Raw genomic sequence first — 17,103 nt, forward strand, 5'->3', positions numbered from 1 at the left:
ATTCCATGAAACCTTATTTTTGAGGTAATCCTTTGATAATCAAAAAAAGGATATGCAAGCTGAGCCAATTTTTGGTAATTTGTATGGTACTAATCTTAAACTATCCATTATGAAAAAAAACATGGGCGGTGCAGACCGTACAATCCGGATTCTCCTTGCACTAGGTGTAGGGGCGTTGTATTACTTTAATGTGATAACAGGAACATTGGCCTATGTGCTATTAGCGTTGGCGGCCATATTTGTTTTAACAAGCTTTATTAGTTTTTGCCCGTTGTATACCCTGTTTGGGATTAATACGTGCAAGGTCAAGAACTAGGTTTTTTTGGTTGGTTGATAAAAGAAGCCGCTCCTAAAAGGGCGGCTTTTTTAGTAAACAGACCGCGGTCCATTCATTAATGCTCAAAAAGGTAAGCTTAGGTGTGGCAATTATGAGAATTATCATATTATCAAAAGGATGAAGCCTGTACATTTGAACCAAACTTAAAACCAATACATCGTGAAATCGTTAATCAATATTCCACTGGTATCCTGGGAAAACGGCATTTGGATGATAGGTGTGTTCGCACTGGTGGTCGTAGTTCTGGTAATTGCAGTTTTTGCCCTGATGAACAGCGACAAAAACAAACCGTCCTAAGGGTATCCATGTTTGTCCAAACCCATTATTAAATGGGGTTGAACCAGTTATTCTTCTGATAGTAAAAGAAATAGGGAGGCCATTGTGCCTCCTAATTTTATATATAAGCCAAGGTAACTAATGTTACTGTGAAAGCGGTGTTGCCACTCTAATTTTGCCTCAAAATAAAAAAACAATGAGGCATATATTCACATGTATTATTGCATTGGGTTTTATGCAGCTGACACTCGCTCAGGACCATATCAATATTTCTCTGGAAGACGTATTGGCCAAGGTACAGGAGTCCAACAGCAGCATAAAGGTTTCTGAGCAGGAAGCCCAAATGGCCAAATACGATTATAGGTTTTCCAATTCCATCTTTTTACCACAAATTGCTGTATCGCACACTGGATTGGCGACCACCAACCCTTTGATGGCCTTTGGTTCCAAACTCAACCAAGCCATATTGACGCAAGCAGATTTTAACCCTGTGCTTTTAAACGATCCCGATCAAGTAGAAAACTACGCCACCATAGTTTCGGTGGAACAGCCCTTGATCAATTTGGATGGCTTTTACCAGCGCAAAGCGGCAAAAACTACCATGGAGGCCAAAGAACTCCAAGCAGTTCGAACCCGCGACTATTTGGATTTTGAAGCTAGGAAGGCCTTTGGGCAATTACAATTGGCCCACAGAGCCGTAGCGGTTATGGAAAAAGCTTTTGAAGCTGCCAATGCCAACTTGAAGATGGCGCAGAACAGCTATGATCAAGGATTACTTCAAAAATCGGATTTGTTGGAGGTAAAAGTCCGGGTCACCGAGGTTGCCGACCAATTGAAAACAGCCAAGAGCAACGTGCAAAATGCGTCGGATTATCTAGCATTTTTGATGAACGAAGAAGGAACCGTGGTTTACGAACCATCCGAAGAACTGGTGCCGGACAGGCTAGGAGAAACCTTGGAAGGCTGTCTGGAAAACAGGGCAGATGTGAAAGCTATGGATTTGGTGTCAGAAGCCTACAAGGCCAACATGAAGGCGGACAACATGACCTTTCTACCGCGACTGAACGCTTTTGCCAGTTACGAAATGTACGATGATCAAATTTTTCAGGCCGATGCCAAAGGATACATTATTGGGGCAAGTTTGAGCTGGGATGTGTTTAAGGGATCCCAACGATTTGCCAAAGCAGGAAAGAGCAAAACAAGCTATGAAAAGGCGAAACAGGAATACGAACAGTACGTTGCCAAAAGTACTATGGAGCTTCAACGCACCAAACGGATGGTCGAAGATGCCGAGAGCCGCCTCCAGACCTCAAAATTGGCTATGGAGCAATCCGAAGAAGCACTGCGGATACGCACCAACAGATTCAAGGAAGGACTCGAGAAAACAACCGATTTATTGATGGCCGAAGCCACCTTTGCCGAAAAGCAATTGGCGTACTATCAAACCATTTTTGAATATAATCAAGCACAATACTTATTGACATTTTTAACCAAAGAATAATTCAAGATGAAAAACACTACGATATATAAAAGTTTACTGCTAACCGCATCCTTTGGCCTTTTTCTGGTAGGCTGTGGAAGCGATGAAAAACAGTCGGTCGACAATTCCGAAGCAGTACCGGTAACCGTTGCCGAAGTGGCCATGGACGATAGCTCCACCATTTTGGCCGGAAGTGGTCAGATTACGGCCGTGAACAGCGCCACCCTAAGTACCCGAATGATGGGTCATGTGGAATCCATTCCTGTAAAAATAGGTCAGAAAGTAAACAAGGGAGATGTACTGGTCTCCATCAACAACGTGGACCTACGGGCTAAAAAAGCACAGGTGGAAGCCTCCATTACGGAAGCACAGGTGGCTTTTAACAATGCCAAGAAGGATTATGAAAGGTTCCAAAATCTTTTTAAGGAAAACAGCGCTTCCCAAAAAGAGCTGGATGATATGACCGCGCGCTATGAAATGGCCAAGGCCAGATTGGAAGCAGCCAACCAAATGAAAAATGAGGTAAACTCCCAGTTTGCTTACGCCAACATTCGTGCGCCTTTCAGTGGAGTGGTGACCAATACCTACATCGATGAGGGTGATATGGCCAATCCGGGTGTTCCGCTGGTTTCCGTGGAATCCCCAGGTGGGTTTGAAGTTGAGGCCAAAGTGGCTGAGAACAACATTTCAGGAATAAGTGTGGGTACCAAAGCGCACATTCTGGTAAAAGCATTGGATACTACGATTACGGGTAAAGTATCCGAACTGAGTGCATCCGCACAAAATACCGGAGGGCAATATGTGATGAAGGTTTTATTGGACAAAACAGATGCCAAGATTTTGTCAGGTATGTTTGCCACCGTTAGGCTGGAGGCGGGCGAGGGGAGCAATGGTAAAACAGTTGTTACGGTTCCGTCAAAAGCCTTGGTGCATAAGGGACAATTGACCGGGGTGTATACACTCGGACAGGATAACGTGGCCTTATTGCGATGGTTGCGATTGGGCGATACCTATGGTGATGAGGTGGAAGTGTTGTCCGGTCTATCAGCGGGGGATCAATATATCATTTCGGCCGAAGGAAAATTGTACAACGGAGTTGAAGTAAGCATTCAATAACCCAAAAAAGCTAACAATGAAAGACGGACTTGCAGGTAAAATAGCCAAAGGGTTTATTAGCTCCAAGCTAACGGTGCTCCTCATGATTGTGTTTATGGTCATTGGGGTGTACAGTTCCTTCCTTATCCCAAGGGAAGAGGAACCCCAGATTGATGTTCCCATGGCGGATATCTTCGTAGGATATCCAGGGGCCAGCCCAACCGAGGTGGAATCCAGGATAACAAAACCTCTCGAAAAAATTATATCGAACATTAAAGGTGTAGAGTATGTGTACACCACCTCCATGCAAGAGCAGGGGATGGCCATTGTACAGTTTTATGTAGGGGAAGATATCGAAAGGTCGTTGGTACGCTTGTACGACGAGATCAACAAGCACATGGACCAAATGCCCGAAGGGGTTACCATGCCTTTGGTAAAAACCCGTGCCATTGACGATGTGCCCATGTTGGCCTTAACACTTTGGAGTGATACCTACGATGATTTTCAGTTGAGACAGATTTCGGGCGAGCTCATTAATGAAATCGAAAAAGTAAATGGTGTTTCGATCACCAAAAAGATAGGAGGGCGTAGTCCCCAGCTTCGTGTGGTGGTGGATAAGGATAAAATGGCAGAATCAGGCTTAGATATGTTGGCCGTTGCCCAAATGATCCAAGCCAATAACCAACAGATGGATTCTGGTAACTTCCTTTCCAACGATACCGAGTTCCACATCAGCACGGGAAACTTTTTGGAAACAAAAGAAGATCTGGAAAACCTGATTGTGGGCACCAAACAAGGTCAGCCCATCTATTTGAAGCAGGTAGCCACTGTTTTGGATGGTCCCGAGCTGCCCAAAAACTATGTTTCCCTTGGATTTGGGGCCGCTAGTGAAAAGTCAGAAGAATTTAAATCGGAATACCCGGCGATAACCATTTCCATTGCCAAACGTAAAGGGGCCGATGCCATGAAGATTGCCGATGTGGTCTTGGAAAAAGTGGACCACCTAAAAACTACCTTGATCCCTGACGAAGTTAAGGTGGAGATCACCCGTAACTATGGCGAAACCGCATCCCAAAAAGTATCTGAGCTATTAATGCACTTGATCGGTGCCATCATTGCCGTCACCTTTGTGGTGATGTTGGCCATGGGGTGGCGAGGTGGATTGGTCGTGTTCCTTTCCGTCCCGATTACCTTCGCCTTGACTTTGTTGAGCTATTATATGCTCGATTATACGTTGAACCGAATCACGCTGTTTGCTTTGGTTTTTGTAACGGGTATTGTGGTGGACGACTCCATCATTATAGCGGAGAACATGCACCGCCACTTTAAAATGAAACGATTGCCCTTCAAAGATGCTGCGATTTACGCCATTAACGAAGTAGGTAACCCTACCATTCTGGCCACATTTACGGTGATTGCCTCCGTATTGCCCATGGCTTTTGTATCTGGTTTGATGGGCCCCTATATGTCGCCCATGCCCATAGGAGCCTCGATAGCCATGTTGTTATCCTTGTTCGTAGCATTGACCATAACTCCGTATTTGGGGTACATCTTCCTAAGGGAGAAGGACAAAAAGAAGAAAAAAGAAAAAGAAGCCGTCGAAATCCAGGACACCTTTATTTATAAAGCTTACGAGCGATTTGAAAGACCTTTGATCGAGAGCGGCAAAAAGAGATGGATGTTCTTGGGTATCACCGTAGTGCTATTATTGGCCTCTGTTGCCATGTTCTTTACCAAATCCGTAGCGGTGAAAATGTTGCCTTTTGACAACAAGAACGAGTTTCAGGTGGTGATAGACCTTCCCGAGGGCACTACTTTGGAAAGAACGGCTGCAGTAACCAAGGAAATCGGAGCTTATTTGTCCACCCGACCCGAAGTGGTCAATTACCAAAGTTATGTGGGCACCTCCGCACCGATAACCTTCAATGGATTGGTGAGGCACTACGATCTTCGTGGAGGTAGCAATATGGCCGATATTCAGGTGAATCTGGTGGATAAGCACGATAGAAGTGCACAAAGTCACGATATCGCCAAATTACTTAGGCCCAAGATTCAGGAATTGGGTAAAAAATACCAGGCCAACATCAAGATTGTGGAGGTACCACCGGGACCTCCTGTACTTTCTACCATTGTAGCCGAGGTGTACGGTCCGGATTATGAAAAGCAAATTGTATTGGCCGATAAGGTAAAGGGCATCTTGAACAACACTACCGACGTAGTGGATGTAGATTGGATGGTCGAGGATGATCAAGTGGAGTACGATTTTGTGATTGACAAGGAAAAAGCGATGCTCTACGGTATCACTCCACAACAAATTGTTCAGGTGATGGCCATGGCTTTTCGCGAACAACCGGTATCCCATATTTATAGGGAAGATGCTTTTGACCAGATTGGAATTGTCCTTGCCGTAAGTGAGAAGGATAAATCCAGTTTGGAGGAAATCAAGCAATTGAAAATAGCATCCCAGCAGGGAAATATGGTTTCCGTTGGCGACTTGGTTCAGGTCAAGGAAGGTGTCAAAGCGAAGAGCATCTACAGAAAAAATCAAAAAAGAGTGGTATACGTAATGTCCGATATGGCAGGGCAATTGGAAAGTCCGGTATATGCCATTTTGGGAATGACGGACAAATTGAACCAATTGGAACTGCCCGAAGGTTATTCCATTAACGAACTCTACATGGAACAACCTCAATTTGAGGATGACTATACCGTGAAATGGGATGGCGAGTGGCAAGTAACCCTAGAGGTATTCCGTGATTTGGGGATTGCCTTTTTGGGCGTCATTGTGATTATCTACATGTTGATTGTAGGTTGGTTCCAAAACTTTAAGGCACCTATGGTGATGATGGTGGCCATACCCCTTTCCTTAATTGGAATCGTACTAGGACATTGGATGTTGGGAGCCTTTTTTACCGCAACTTCTTTTATCGGGATGATTGCCTTGGCAGGAATCATGGTACGGAACTCGGTATTGCTTATCGACTTTGTCAATCTAAGATTGGACGAAGGAGTTCCCCTTAAGCAAGCCGTTATCGAAGCTGGCGCCGTGCGTACCACCCCTATTCTGTTAACGGCTGGAACAGTTGTCATTGGAGCTTTTGTGATATTGTTCGACCCTATTTTCCAAGGATTGGCCATTTCATTGATGGGAGGAACCATAGTGTCCACAGTGTTGACGCTTCTGGTGGTGCCATTGGTGTATTATATGATTGAACGTAAAAATTACAACTAAAATGAAACCGAAACGACTAGCAGCATATTTTGACAAACAGGTCAGTGATTTTTTTAGTCGTCAAAGGTTACATGTGACCATTAAAAAACAATAAAAGTAAGCACATGAAAATGATCATTGTTACCACAGTTGAGGAATATAAGAGCGAGGTCTTTAAATTGTTCAAAAAGGCCGGCGTAGAGAGTTTCAGCGAGTCCGATATCGACGGATACAAAAGTGCAGCACCGTTGATGTACACCAGCAGCTGGTTCCCTAGCGAAAAGGGCGGCGCAGCATCCAATATGTTCTTCTCTTTTACCGAAGAAGAGAAGGTAACCGAATTGTTTGGATTGATCAAACAATTCAACACCGAAAGTGAGACCACCAACCCGATAAGGGCGGTGGAAATACCTATTGACAGAACCGTTTAAAAATCAAAAAAAATGAGAAATAGAATCGTTAGGGGTGTAGCGGGCAGTTTTGTGCTCATCAGCCTTATTTTGGCCGTATATGTCAACATCAACTGGTTGTGGTTTACCGCGTTTGTGGGGGCCAACCTGTTGCAATCCTCGTTGACCAAATGGTGTTTGTTGGAAGATATCCTAAAGAAATTCGGGGTCTCCGACTCGACCAACAACTGTAGCTAGGCTTTTATATTGTTTTTTATTTAAAGCATTTTCGTGACCTTTGTCTAAAACCTCACGAAAATGCTTTATCAACCTTGGCCTTGGTATGTAGCGGGCCCACTTATCGCTATCATCATGGCGCTGCTTATACTTATGGGCAAAAAATTTGGAATGTCCTCCAACTTGGAGACATTTTGCTCCATGGGCGGAGCTGGAAAATTCTCGGATTATTTTAAAGTAGATACCAAATCCAAACGTTGGAATCTCTTGGTCGTCCTCGGTTCCGTTATTGGTGGATTCATGGGAGCCCATTGGCTTTCTCCCAATCCTGCTGTGGATATATCGGAACTAACCGTAACCAAACTCCAAAATCTTGGTTTTGAAAGTGCTGGGGAAGCCTATTTGCCTACAGAACTTTTTAGCATGGAAGCCCTATCCAATCCTAAAGTGTGGATTATTCTTTTGGTTGCCGGTTTTCTGGTTGGTTTTGGAACCCGCTACGCAGGGGGGTGCACCTCTGGGCATGCCATTTCAGGGCTGAGTAACCTGCAACGGCCCTCTTTGATTGCGGTTATTGGCTTTTTTATTGGCGGACTGGCTATGGTTCACCTCTTGTTTCCCCTAATTTTTGAAGTATGAAGAATATAGTTTATATTTTATTGGGAACCTTTTTGGGAATTGTCCTATACAAGTCGGAAGCCGCTTCGTGGTTCCGGATTTATGAGATGTTCCAGTTCGATTCTTTTCATATGTACGGCATCATCGGTTCTGCTTTGGCAGTTGGTGTGGTTTTGGTCTTTTGGATTAAAAAATCCAAGATCAAATCATTTTCAGGGGAAATCATCCAAATACCCGACAAGGAAAAATCGTTTGCTCGATATATTTTGGGAGGTACGTTGTTCGGATTGGGTTGGGCCCTCGCGGGAGCCTGCCCCGGACCCATTTATATTTTGGTGGGAGCGGGCTATTGGCCCATCATTATCGTACTGGTCGGGGCCATTTTAGGTGCCTTTGTGTATGGCCTGGTGAGGGCCAGATTGCCCCATTAGGCGTGGATTGACGGTATATTTTGTCCACACAACGAAAATGGATGGTTTATTGAGGGCTTGCCTATAGCTTTGGATGTCCCAAACTTACGTAATAGACCCTACATGAAACTCACGACGTTTATTATAGACGATGACTTGGTGTCGCAGTTCGCGACCCGATACTGCATACAGCAATCCCACGGGAATTTTGATATCGTGACCTGCTCCAGTGGTGAGGAAGGAATACAAGCTTGCTTCGGATATATCGAGGAGCACGATAGATTGCCCGATATCATCTTTTTGGATTTGGTGATGGACGGGATGAACGGATGGGATTTTTTGGAAAACCTGAAGAATCTGTTTAAAGAACACAAACTCCCCAGTGTTTATGTCCTTTCGGCATTTACCAATGCTTCGGATAGGGCAATTGCCAAAAAAAATGGGATGATTTCGGGTTATGTGGACAAGCCGTTGTCCCGATCCTATTTGGAAAAAATCCTGAAGGAAGAAGAAGCAAGAAAGTCTTAGGGTAGTTCCAAAACCCACGTATAAATAGCAGAAAAGGGTTGCATAAGATGAGTCAAAAACCCTATTTTTGCAGTCCATTTTATGGAATGGCCCCGTAGTTCAATGGATAGAATAGAAGTTTCCTAAACTTTAGATGCAAGTTCGATTCTTGCCGGGGCTACTTTCTTCAATCATTTTCCAAGAGTTCCTTCCCAACCAGTTCTTTTATAGGAACACCATCAATCAGGACGTTCTTTAGTACTGCTTTTCCGTTTTTTACGTGGACCAGTGCGTAAGTGGTCTTTGTGGTGTCCCGTTGTGCGGTTTGATAGGTCACTTCTGCGGGTTGGGCCTTGGATTCCTCCATATAAAAACGATTAAAAGGATAACTAATGGTTACTTGGTTATCCCCATTTCGGGTTACGAACAGAATGGAGCCCTCAACGTATGCTTCGGTATGATCAGGTGCCCCATGGGAAATCGATGCTATTTTGGCAAATCCTTTTTGGTCCGTGGTCAGCTCAACGTAAACGGCTTGCCCATGCTCCCAGTCCATTTCATTGCCTACGTAGAATGAGGCCGCATCGTAGCTCAGTGTGATGTATTTTCCCCGAAAGGGGTCGTTCGGATCTACGGGAGCGGTTTTGAACTTATATTCGGTCCCGTGTTCCAATAGCCGTTCTTGCTGCCAGATCATGTTGGCGGGAATCGCCAGTTGTGCCAAGGCCAATATTACAAAAGCTATAATTTGGGTGTTCTTGCCGATCATTTTTCTTTTCGTTTTTGAATCATCCAATAATTGGCGAAGAAGAACCCAGCGCCAACCCCAACGAACAATAGCCCTCTTGCCACAAAACTCAGGTCGGTATCAAAGAACCGACAAATAATTAAGGCTGTAATGATGAGCAAGCCATAATTAAGCAGGCCCAAATGGTTTTTTCGTGACCCTTCCCGAATGGTAAAGACCCCAAGCAGGAATACCAACACATTTACCAAAACCACAGCTATGGTAGAAACTGTTCCGATGAAAAAAATGGGAATAAACACCAAAAAAGCTATAGAGAAAAGGGATAGGTTTCGGATTCCCTTCTGTTGGATGGTTCGGTATAGCAGTACGGATGCCGCCAAGGTTAGCAGCACAATCAAAACAAATTCCTGCGAAGCGAAGATTTCCGTAAGCTGCAGTTCCTTTTTGAACAGATGTTCCCAGAATTCATTAAAACTCAGAAACAACAGTAAAATTATGGTGCCCAAACTGCCTAGTATGGTATAGCCGTTTTTGGTATTTTCTTGAGGCATCCACGCACCCGTTCCCAAAAGATAAAGGAAGCCAAAAAGGGATATGTATGCTATAAACATGAACTCGTCCAAGGTAGCCGATAAGGTTCCCAAAACCGTAACGAGGGACAGGGGAACCAGCCAGTTATGGAAGCGAACAAAATTGCTCAAGGGATTCTTTCGAAAAAGCTGGTAATAAAAGGGAACCATAGCGGCCAACATGGCCCAGTACGGATAGGAATTTGACGTTGGGAATCCCCAATAACTGGTTTCACAGGCGTAGTAGGTGATTCCTACTAGGCAAAGCAGGGAGGTCATGGGCGATTGCACCACATAGATCAAGGGCAAGGTCAAAAGCATCCATGTTAACAGGTAACTGCCCAAATCTCCGGGAATGTTGTAAATCTGACTTACCAAAGCAATGCTGGCACCCACTGCAAAAAATAGGAATACAGAGCTGCTTTCCCTCCATGCCACATTGCCCCGCTTTTTTAAAAAGGCAAATGCACATAATGCTTGTCCAATAACTAGCGGTAGGAATGCAAAGACCGTTTTCAGGCCGCGTGAAAGTTCGTCCCAATTATGGGCAATGATGAGTATGATGCCCAAACCCACCAAAATGGCTCCCAAAATACCAAAAACCACAAAAAGTTTGTTCGTGGGAGATGCTTGCTTGCCTTGATAATACGAAGCAATATCCGCAGCGGTGTCTTCAGAAATCACTCCGGCCTTCACAAGCTCTGGCAGGTCATTTTGTAGGCTCATGGTCCTGTCCTTTATTGGTTTGGGATAGGTAAGATACATAATAATCAAATATCCTTTGCCGAATATGTATTCATCAAAGTGCAAGGTTCACTTCATAGCCCCATAATGATAGCTTAAGCTTGGCTTGATCTTTGGTCGATAAAATCGCCCCAATTTTGACAACCCAAGATTTTTTTTATAATTTCTACTTGTAATCACTTTTATTCTAAATTTAGCCACGGTACAAATCAATCCCATAAACATGGATAACCTCAAACGCGTAATTGTAGACTATAAAAAACTGACATCGGAAGTGCTCAAGCTTTTGGTGGAAAAATACCCTGACGGTTATGGGGACGACGATGTCATCCACTTCAAAAACCTCAAGGGGGAATACATTGAAGCCGTTGAAGTATCTACGGAGGATACCAAGTATCTGGTGAAGATAAGCTCCAAGCTCGAACGTACGATGGCGGATTTCGACGAGGATGACGATGACAATTTCGATTCAGAACCTTTTGAAAAGATTCCAGAAGATGAAGACGAAGAGTTTTCGGATTCCGATGATGGAGAGGAAGAATAAGGCCTTACTTCTTTTTTAAATTTTTGAGCATTTCCTTGGTAGTTTGGTCCAAATTGAACTTGGGCTGCCATCCCCACTGCTCCTTGGCCAGCGAATCATCTATGCTGCTGGGCCAGGAGTCTGCGATATCTTGTCTAAAATCGGGAGCATAACTGATTTTAAAATCGGGAATATGCTTGGTGATGCTCTGTGCCATTTGGGCCGGGGTAAAATTCATGCCAGCCAAATTGTATGAGGACCGCACCTTTATGTTCTCCGAAGGACTTTCCATAAGGCTAATCGTTGCCCTAATGGCATCGTCCATATACATCATCGGAAGCTCTGTATCGCTGGTTAAAAAACATTCATACGAACCTTTTTTAAGGGCTTCGTGGTAGATTTCAACCGCATAGTCGGTAGTCCCTCCGCCCGGCATGGTCTTCCAACTGATCAAACCGGGGTAACGGATGCTTCTTACGTCCACCCCATATTTTTTATGGTAATATTCGCACCAACGTTCACCGGACTGTTTACTGATTCCGTAAACGGTGCTGGGTTCCATGATGGTATTTTGCGGCGTGTATTGTTTTGGGGTGTTGGGCCCAAAAACGGCAATACTTGAGGGCCAGAACACTTTGGAAATCTTTTTCTCCTTGGCCAGATTCAGGACATTGAAAAGGGAGTTCATGTTCAGGTTCCAGGCACGCATGGGGAATTTTTCCGCCGTTGCGCTCAACATGGCAGCCATTAAATAGACCTCATCAATCTCGTAATGCATCACCACATCTTCAATGGCAGCGTAGTTGGTAGCATCCAATAGTTCAAATGGACCCGACTGCATCAGGGCATCACTGCCCTCACGAATGTCGCTGGCAATCACATTCTCAGCTCCGTACTTGTTTCGTAGTTCAAAGGTCAGTTCGGTTCCTATCTGGCCGCATGCGCCAATAATCAAAACGGGTTTGTGCATTAAAATTGAAGTTAATTTAGTTTGATGGCAAAGATACCCTTTATTAAAATTTGTACATTCGCCTATGCGAAAATTATTAGGCATATTGATTTTGCTGGTCTCGTTAGGGGCATGCAAAAAGTCCGAAAAAGCCGCTCCTGAAGTGGATACTACGGCACTGGAATTCAACTACCAAAAAATGCCGGATAAGGCAACCATAAACCCAGAGGCAAGTGCGATCGTGGAGCAATGGCAAGAGTTCAAGAATTTGAATGCAAGCGTCGATGTGCTCTACAAGGCCACCAACAATGAAGATTTGGCCCTCGCTATCGACGATCTTATCGAAAAGGAGAAAAAATTGGCCGAAGGAACCTATCCCGAGCCTTTCGATTCGTTTCAGTTAAAGAGCCGTCAAATGGTCATGCGTACCTTTTTGTACAAGACCAAGGCCAGTATACTCGACAACCAACCGACCACCGAATCAACCGTTAAAGTGCTGGAAGCGTATAACGCCATGCGCAGACAGTTGAATTTGATCATGAACAGCCAATTGGACAAAAAACTGATTTTAGATGAAGAAGCTTAACTCTCTATTTATTGCCTTTTTGATGGGTTCCATCACGATGTTTGCACAACAAAATGAAAAAGAGGCTATCAACAATGTTCTGGACGGTTGGCATAAGGATGCGGCCAATGCTGATTTTGAGTCCTACTTTGGGAAAATGACCGAGAATGGGGTGTTTTTGGGCACGGATGCAATGGAGAATTGGCAAAATGATGAGTTCCGGGCCTTTTCCAAGCCCTATTTTGATAGGGGCAAGGCATGGAGCTTTAACGCTGTGGAGCGCAATATTTATGTAGACGAATCAGGGGAATTTGCTTGGTTCGATGAGCTATTGGATACCCAAATGAAGATTTGTAGGGGGTCCGGCGTGCTCAAAAAAGTAAATGGGCAATGGAAAATTGCCCATTATATACTTTCAATTGCAGTGCCCAACGAATTCGTGGACGAACTTGTCCAGATCAAGGAAGAAAAGGACAATGCTTTGCTCCAAGAATTAAAAAATAAGCAATAACCTATTTTTCGCCTCCTTCGGCAGCTTGTTTTTTACGGGATTCCAAGGCCTGTTTGCTCAGGCTGGCCAAGTTAAAGTTCGGAGCAATTTTCAGGGCTTCATCAATGGAAACAATGGCTCCATCAATATTTTCTTTATCCATATTAAAGTCTGCCAAACCTTTCAAATGATAAAAAGCGGCCTTTAAAGGCACTTCGTAGGGTTGTTGCCGTTCGTAAAACGCATAGGTCATTTCATCTGTGGCATTGGCAATACCATATTCAATATTGGAAATCGCCCCGGGCATATCGCCGGTTTGTATTTTAAGGTCGGCCATTTCATAAGCGATATATGGAGAAGCCTCTCTTTTGTACAGCTCTTCAAAGTGTTCCAAGGCTCTTTTGGGCTGGTTCAGGGCTTTTAATGAAAAGGCCTTGATCTGTACGGCCAAATCGGAATCATCTGCATTCTTTTCCACACCAATAGTGTTCAGGGCCTGCATGTGCTGTCCATTGTTCATGTAAACAAAGGCCAAGGTGTCCCTGCGCCCTTGGGAAGGGTCTAAAACATTCAAGTGGGTCAGTGCGCCGATAACACCGACGACATCGCCTTGCAATCGCATTTCTTGGTAGTACGCCTTGTAGTGTTCCACAAGGGCGTTGTTGGTTTGGGAAATACCACTAAAGCCCACAAATAGGAGCAGTAAGAGTACGGTCTTTTTCATTGATCTTCAATTTAGTGCGCCAAAACTAACAAAATAATCCAAACCAAGCTGTTAAGAATTCAATAAGGCTAAGAAACTACCGATGTGGTAAAGCTATGGCCCTTGTTGAGGAAATTTGTGCTCCGAACCAGTTTGCCACTATTGGATGATGGTTCCCTTTGATAGGAAGGTGCGGGAAGCCCTCTTTTTTGTGCTTCCTCAAAATAATAGATTTGTTTTTCGGGATGATGGGGATACACTCCGTTGAAGGTTTCACCCCAGTAAGAATTGTTGAGAATGGTCCATATCATATGGATGCAATCTTCCAAATGAATGAGGTTGATGGGGTGGTGGCCGTTGTTCAGTCCTTCCCTGCCCGATAGCATGGTAACAGGATGGCGGTCGGGTCCGATGAGTCCGCCAAACCGGATGATGGTCACGGCGAATGCCTTGCTGTTTCGGAACAGGTTTTCACATGCTACCAATTGCCTTCCAGATTCGGTATTGGGCATTAAAGGAGCATCTTCCGTTAGCTCTCCATTGGCATTTCCATACACCGAGGTACTGCTTACGAATAGCACATGGGAGACATCACTCGTTGTAATAGCTTCGAGTAGATGCTCCATTTTACGAACATAGCGTTCGGAGGGGTTGCTTCGCAATCCTGGCGGAACGTTGATGATCAGCGTTTCCAGTCCTTCCAAAAATTCGTTGATGGGACCTTGAATTCCATTTTCGGACAAACTAATTTGAAATGGGGTGATGCCTTCATCTTGCAAATCTTGCATTTTGGAAGCTGAGGTAGTAGTTCCTTTGACGGTACATCCTTCGGTCACCAATCGCTGGGCCAAGGGAAAACCTAGCCAGCCACATCCCAATATGCCCATGGTTTTATTCAAATCGAACGGTTTTTATGGTCAATATGGCATCGTTCAACACAAAAGGCATAGGGATGCTGTTTTTAGGTCGTTCAGGAATACTGAAATCTGGATGAGTCAGCAAATCGTTGGAGGCTTCGTACAGCGTGAGTTCCAACACAGAATCCTTTGGAAACTCCAGTTGCAGTTCTGTAAAATCGTTGTTGGATATGTAATGTGTCAACAACCTACTTCTTCGGTTTTCCAAGTAGTAGGATGATAATGGAATGCGGTTCACCTTGGCAGCGCTAATGGCTACCGGATTGGTGAATACCTCCAATCGGTTCACGTTCCGTTTTGGGGTAATGCAAACCTCAATATGTCTTTTATCCCCTATAATGGTGTCCAAAACGGTGTCAATGTATGGTACGGGAATATTCTTCTTGGGCGCATCGGCCACATAATTCAGGTTGGTCCGGTACTTGCTCGAAATGGTCTCTGCCGTAGGTTTTCTTTTATCATCCCCCAAAAATTGTCCGTTCCAATCCATCAATACATGGTCGTAGGTGGCCCATAGGGTGGATTGTTTATCTGCATCGTACACATAGAGCAAACTGCTTGGTTTCGGACGTTCCTCATTAAAGTCGGATTGAACATGACTGGTAATCCCAAGGGCAAAAAACAGAAAAAGGAAAAGGTAAGCCAGTCTCACCTTGCTTTTTAACTGCCCGAAAAACGGGAGAATCAATACAAAAAGCAGTGTGGTGAGTACCGTTGCCGCAATCATCATCTTGAGTCCAAGTCCAACGGGAAACATTTTGATGAAGGGCGAATAGATCAATACGGCAGGCAGGGCAAGGAACACCATCAGGAACGGATTGGGTTCCTTTTGGTTGATGGTCACCAACAGTCCGGCCAACAATCCATACAAAGGGATGATGAAAAAGCTGGCACCCTTCAAATAATGCGCTACCAATCCACAAATGACCAGCCATAAAAAACTAGGGGCTATCAAAAGATTGGGTGTGCTGATTCTTCGGAATTTATGAAAGGTGTAAAAGCAAACGAACAAGGCAAAGGATACAAATACGGCAATATAGGTGTAACCATTGTAAGTGAAGCCGTGCAGCATATCCTTAAAGCCTGGGTACCACCAGGTGATGATGGACCAGCAAAAATAACCGGCCAGTACATTTATCACTAATGTGATGAGTAGGGGTAGAAAGCCTTTCAAAATCGGTTTGAATTCCAATTGCTTCTTTTTGAAGCCCCAGTACAAGAGCATTGCAAAGGCAAGCACCCCAAAAAAGAACATAGGCCATATCCATTCAAACGGATAGGAAACCAATTTGTAGAAGGGCAGATTGTAATACACTTCGTCATTCAGACTTTTTAGGTTGCCCAAATCGGCATCGCTGAAATAGGTGAGGAGCGGCATTAGATAGCTTCCTTGATGGGCCAGTGTGTTTCTATCTAAACGTTCATAGTTGTCCAATGCGGTGTGATAATCAAAATGGTCATCGATAAAGGCAAAATTGAAGCCTTCAATGTCCGCATCTTCCCGAAACACCGTAAGGTCGGTATCGTTGGGCAACATTTTGTAAATACTGTACACCAAAGAATTGGCCACGGGATACTTCGGATTGGCATTTTTGAACTCTTTTATCAAATTCCCGTTGCCCCTGTTGGTTTCGATAAGCATGTAACTGGGTCCGCCACTGCCCCGTGCCTCAAAATTTAGGACTAGCCCAACGTCCTTGACCCAAGGATGATTGTTTACAAAGAGGTCAGCACCGTTCAGCCCCAATTCCTCTGCATCGCTGATTAGGATGATAATATCGTTTTTTGGGACTCTATTTTCGCTCAAAAAAGCGCGTACTCCCTCCAAAATGGTGGCGACACCACTTCCTGCATCACTTGCACCATAAGAGGAATGCGGACTACTGTCGTAATGCGATAGTAGAAGAAGTGCTTTGCCCTCTTCGCTACCCCCGATTCGGGCCAAAATATTGCTTGCTTTGCTCAGATTGCCCCAATCGCCTGCTGTGTAGCCCTCTTGGACCAAGGTCTCCAGTCCCATTTTCTTCAGCTCCGAAATAATGTACTTTTTTGTGTCTTCATGACCGGGAAAGCCGACGGCATGGGGCACTTTGGATAATTGTTCCACGTGGCCAAGCGCCCTTTCAACGGAAAAGTTGGTGGCTGCATCATCCTTATCTGGTTTATAGGAGGGCATCAGGGAAACAAAACTCCAATAAACGGCAAGGAAAAGCAGTAAAAGGGCAAGGGTTCGGGAAAATTTCATGGCTTCATATTCTTAAAGACTAAATGTGACCCGTTGTGTGTTTATGATGTCTTTATGCCAAAGCCGTCAATTCGAGTAAAATTCCGAAGG

19 protein-coding genes and 1 tRNA gene are annotated in these 17,103 nt (G+C 44.5%); 14 read left to right on the plus strand and 6 right to left on the minus strand.

The window, feature by feature from the left end:
* Positions 1-109 precede the first annotated feature (109 nt).
* From GGE08_RS03330 to GGE08_RS03380, 11 genes are all read left to right on the plus strand, one after another.
* Positions 110-316 carry a DUF2892 domain-containing protein gene (locus GGE08_RS03330; RefSeq protein WP_179383470.1) on the plus strand — a complete coding sequence of 69 codons (207 nt, stop codon included), beginning with the start codon at positions 110-112 and terminating at the stop codon, positions 314-316.
* A 180-nt stretch (positions 317-496) separates the two neighbouring features.
* Complete coding sequence (locus GGE08_RS03335) at positions 497-634, plus strand: hypothetical protein (RefSeq protein WP_179383471.1); 138 nt, start codon at positions 497-499, stop codon at positions 632-634.
* Between the two features lie 214 nt (positions 635-848).
* Positions 849-2,114 carry a TolC family protein gene (locus tag GGE08_RS03340; protein ID WP_257023942.1) on the plus strand — a complete coding sequence of 422 codons (1,266 nt, stop codon included), beginning with the start codon at positions 849-851 and terminating at the stop codon, positions 2,112-2,114.
* Between the two features lie 6 nt (positions 2,115-2,120).
* Complete coding sequence (locus GGE08_RS03345; protein ID WP_179383473.1) at positions 2,121-3,209, plus strand: efflux RND transporter periplasmic adaptor subunit; 1,089 nt, start codon at positions 2,121-2,123, stop codon at positions 3,207-3,209.
* 16 nt (positions 3,210-3,225) lie between these two features.
* A complete protein-coding gene (locus GGE08_RS03350; protein WP_179383474.1) occupies positions 3,226-6,420 on the plus strand; it encodes an efflux RND transporter permease subunit in 3,195 nt (1,064 codons plus the stop codon).
* Positions 6,421-6,524: 104 nt separating this feature from the next.
* A complete protein-coding gene (locus GGE08_RS03355) occupies positions 6,525-6,830 on the plus strand; it encodes a hypothetical protein (RefSeq protein WP_179383475.1) in 306 nt (101 codons plus the stop codon).
* A 12-nt stretch (positions 6,831-6,842) separates the two neighbouring features.
* Positions 6,843-7,046 carry a DUF2892 domain-containing protein gene (locus tag GGE08_RS03360; RefSeq protein ID WP_179383476.1) on the plus strand — a complete coding sequence of 68 codons (204 nt, stop codon included), beginning with the start codon at positions 6,843-6,845 and terminating at the stop codon, positions 7,044-7,046.
* A 60-nt stretch (positions 7,047-7,106) separates the two neighbouring features.
* Complete coding sequence (locus tag GGE08_RS03365; protein WP_179383477.1) at positions 7,107-7,664, plus strand: YeeE/YedE family protein; 558 nt, start codon at positions 7,107-7,109, stop codon at positions 7,662-7,664.
* Entirely contained in the window at positions 7,661-8,074 is a 414-nt protein-coding gene (locus GGE08_RS03370; protein ID WP_179383478.1) for a YeeE/YedE family protein, read from the plus strand. The genes GGE08_RS03365 and GGE08_RS03370 overlap by 4 nt, the downstream gene beginning before the upstream one ends.
* 102 nt (positions 8,075-8,176) lie before the next feature.
* Positions 8,177-8,581: a response regulator gene (locus GGE08_RS03375; RefSeq protein WP_179383479.1), complete on the plus strand. Its 405-nt coding sequence runs from the start codon at positions 8,177-8,179 to the stop codon at positions 8,579-8,581.
* An 88-nt stretch (positions 8,582-8,669) separates the two neighbouring features.
* Positions 8,670-8,741: transfer RNA gene (locus GGE08_RS03380), tRNA-Arg, on the plus strand.
* Between the two features lie 6 nt (positions 8,742-8,747).
* Here the strand turns inward: GGE08_RS03380 and GGE08_RS03385 are convergent.
* Both GGE08_RS03385 and GGE08_RS03390 read right to left on the minus strand, forming a co-directional pair.
* Positions 8,748-9,329 (minus strand): GDYXXLXY domain-containing protein, encoded by a 582-nt coding sequence (locus GGE08_RS03385; RefSeq protein WP_179383480.1) that lies wholly within the window; start codon positions 9,327-9,329, stop codon positions 8,748-8,750.
* Entirely contained in the window at positions 9,326-10,603 is a 1,278-nt protein-coding gene (locus GGE08_RS03390; protein WP_179383481.1) for a DUF2157 domain-containing protein, read from the minus strand. The genes GGE08_RS03385 and GGE08_RS03390 overlap by 4 nt, the downstream gene beginning before the upstream one ends.
* Before the next feature lie 241 nt (positions 10,604-10,844).
* Between GGE08_RS03390 and GGE08_RS03395 the strand changes: the two genes are divergently transcribed.
* Positions 10,845-11,165, plus strand: a complete 321-nt coding sequence (locus GGE08_RS03395; RefSeq protein ID WP_179383482.1) for a hypothetical protein — start codon at positions 10,845-10,847, stop codon at positions 11,163-11,165.
* Positions 11,166-11,169: 4 nt separating this feature from the next.
* On the opposite strand, the gene GGE08_RS03400 is transcribed toward GGE08_RS03395, so the two are convergent.
* Positions 11,170-12,114, minus strand: coding sequence for an NAD-dependent epimerase/dehydratase family protein (locus GGE08_RS03400; RefSeq protein WP_179383483.1), 945 nt, complete (start codon positions 12,112-12,114; stop codon positions 11,170-11,172).
* Between the two features lie 64 nt (positions 12,115-12,178).
* On the opposite strand from GGE08_RS03400, the gene GGE08_RS03405 reads away from it, so the two are divergent.
* Positions 12,179-12,679: a hypothetical protein gene (locus GGE08_RS03405; protein ID WP_179383484.1), complete on the plus strand. Its 501-nt coding sequence runs from the start codon at positions 12,179-12,181 to the stop codon at positions 12,677-12,679.
* On the plus strand, positions 12,666-13,169 hold the full coding sequence (locus GGE08_RS03410) for a nuclear transport factor 2 family protein (protein WP_179383485.1): 504 nt from the start codon (positions 12,666-12,668) through the stop codon (positions 13,167-13,169). Before GGE08_RS03405 ends, GGE08_RS03410 begins: the two co-directional genes overlap by 14 nt.
* A 1-nt stretch (position 13,170) precedes the next feature.
* Here the strand turns inward: GGE08_RS03410 and GGE08_RS03415 are convergent, their stop codons facing one another.
* The 3 genes from GGE08_RS03415 to GGE08_RS03425 form a co-directional block, all read right to left on the minus strand.
* Entirely contained in the window at positions 13,171-13,872 is a 702-nt protein-coding gene (locus GGE08_RS03415) for a hypothetical protein (protein WP_179383486.1), read from the minus strand.
* 68 nt (positions 13,873-13,940) lie between these two features.
* Positions 13,941-14,750 carry an SDR family oxidoreductase gene (locus GGE08_RS03420; RefSeq protein ID WP_179383487.1) on the minus strand — a complete coding sequence of 270 codons (810 nt, stop codon included), beginning with the start codon at positions 14,748-14,750 and terminating at the stop codon, positions 13,941-13,943.
* Positions 14,743-17,013 (minus strand): M28 family peptidase, encoded by a 2,271-nt coding sequence (locus GGE08_RS03425; RefSeq protein WP_179383488.1) that lies wholly within the window; start codon positions 17,011-17,013, stop codon positions 14,743-14,745. The genes GGE08_RS03420 and GGE08_RS03425 overlap by 8 nt, the downstream gene beginning before the upstream one ends.
* Positions 17,014-17,103: the final 90 nt, after the last annotated feature.

It is taken from the genome of Allomuricauda sp. ARW1Y1 (assembly GCF_013407935.1).
Classification (GTDB): domain Bacteria; phylum Bacteroidota; class Bacteroidia; order Flavobacteriales; family Flavobacteriaceae; genus Flagellimonas.

Coding starts and splice junctions, on each gene's coding strand:
- GGE08_RS03330 (WP_179383470.1), top strand. CDS start 110: ATGAAAAAAAACATGGGCGGTGCAGACCGTACAATCCGGATTCTCCTT.
- GGE08_RS03340 (WP_257023942.1), top strand. CDS start 849: ATGCAGCTGACACTCGCTCAGGACCATATCAATATTTCTCTGGAAGAC.
- GGE08_RS03345 (WP_179383473.1), top strand. CDS start 2,121: ATGAAAAACACTACGATATATAAAAGTTTACTGCTAACCGCATCCTTT.
- GGE08_RS03350 (WP_179383474.1), top strand. CDS start 3,226: ATGAAAGACGGACTTGCAGGTAAAATAGCCAAAGGGTTTATTAGCTCC.
- GGE08_RS03355 (WP_179383475.1), top strand. CDS start 6,525: ATGAAAATGATCATTGTTACCACAGTTGAGGAATATAAGAGCGAGGTC.
- GGE08_RS03360 (WP_179383476.1), top strand. CDS start 6,843: ATGAGAAATAGAATCGTTAGGGGTGTAGCGGGCAGTTTTGTGCTCATC.
- GGE08_RS03365 (WP_179383477.1), top strand. CDS start 7,107: ATGCTTTATCAACCTTGGCCTTGGTATGTAGCGGGCCCACTTATCGCT.
- GGE08_RS03370 (WP_179383478.1), top strand. CDS start 7,661: ATGAAGAATATAGTTTATATTTTATTGGGAACCTTTTTGGGAATTGTC.
- GGE08_RS03375 (WP_179383479.1), top strand. CDS start 8,177: ATGAAACTCACGACGTTTATTATAGACGATGACTTGGTGTCGCAGTTC.
- GGE08_RS03385 (WP_179383480.1), bottom strand. CDS start 9,329: ATGATCGGCAAGAACACCCAAATTATAGCTTTTGTAATATTGGCCTTG.
- GGE08_RS03390 (WP_179383481.1), bottom strand. CDS start 10,603: ATGAGCCTACAAAATGACCTGCCAGAGCTTGTGAAGGCCGGAGTGATT.
- GGE08_RS03395 (WP_179383482.1), top strand. CDS start 10,845: ATGGATAACCTCAAACGCGTAATTGTAGACTATAAAAAACTGACATCG.
- GGE08_RS03400 (WP_179383483.1), bottom strand. CDS start 12,114: ATGCACAAACCCGTTTTGATTATTGGCGCATGCGGCCAGATAGGAACC.
- GGE08_RS03405 (WP_179383484.1), top strand. CDS start 12,179: ATGCGAAAATTATTAGGCATATTGATTTTGCTGGTCTCGTTAGGGGCA.
- GGE08_RS03410 (WP_179383485.1), top strand. CDS start 12,666: ATGAAGAAGCTTAACTCTCTATTTATTGCCTTTTTGATGGGTTCCATC.
- GGE08_RS03415 (WP_179383486.1), bottom strand. CDS start 13,872: ATGAAAAAGACCGTACTCTTACTGCTCCTATTTGTGGGCTTTAGTGGT.
- GGE08_RS03425 (WP_179383488.1), bottom strand. CDS start 17,013: ATGAAATTTTCCCGAACCCTTGCCCTTTTACTGCTTTTCCTTGCCGTT.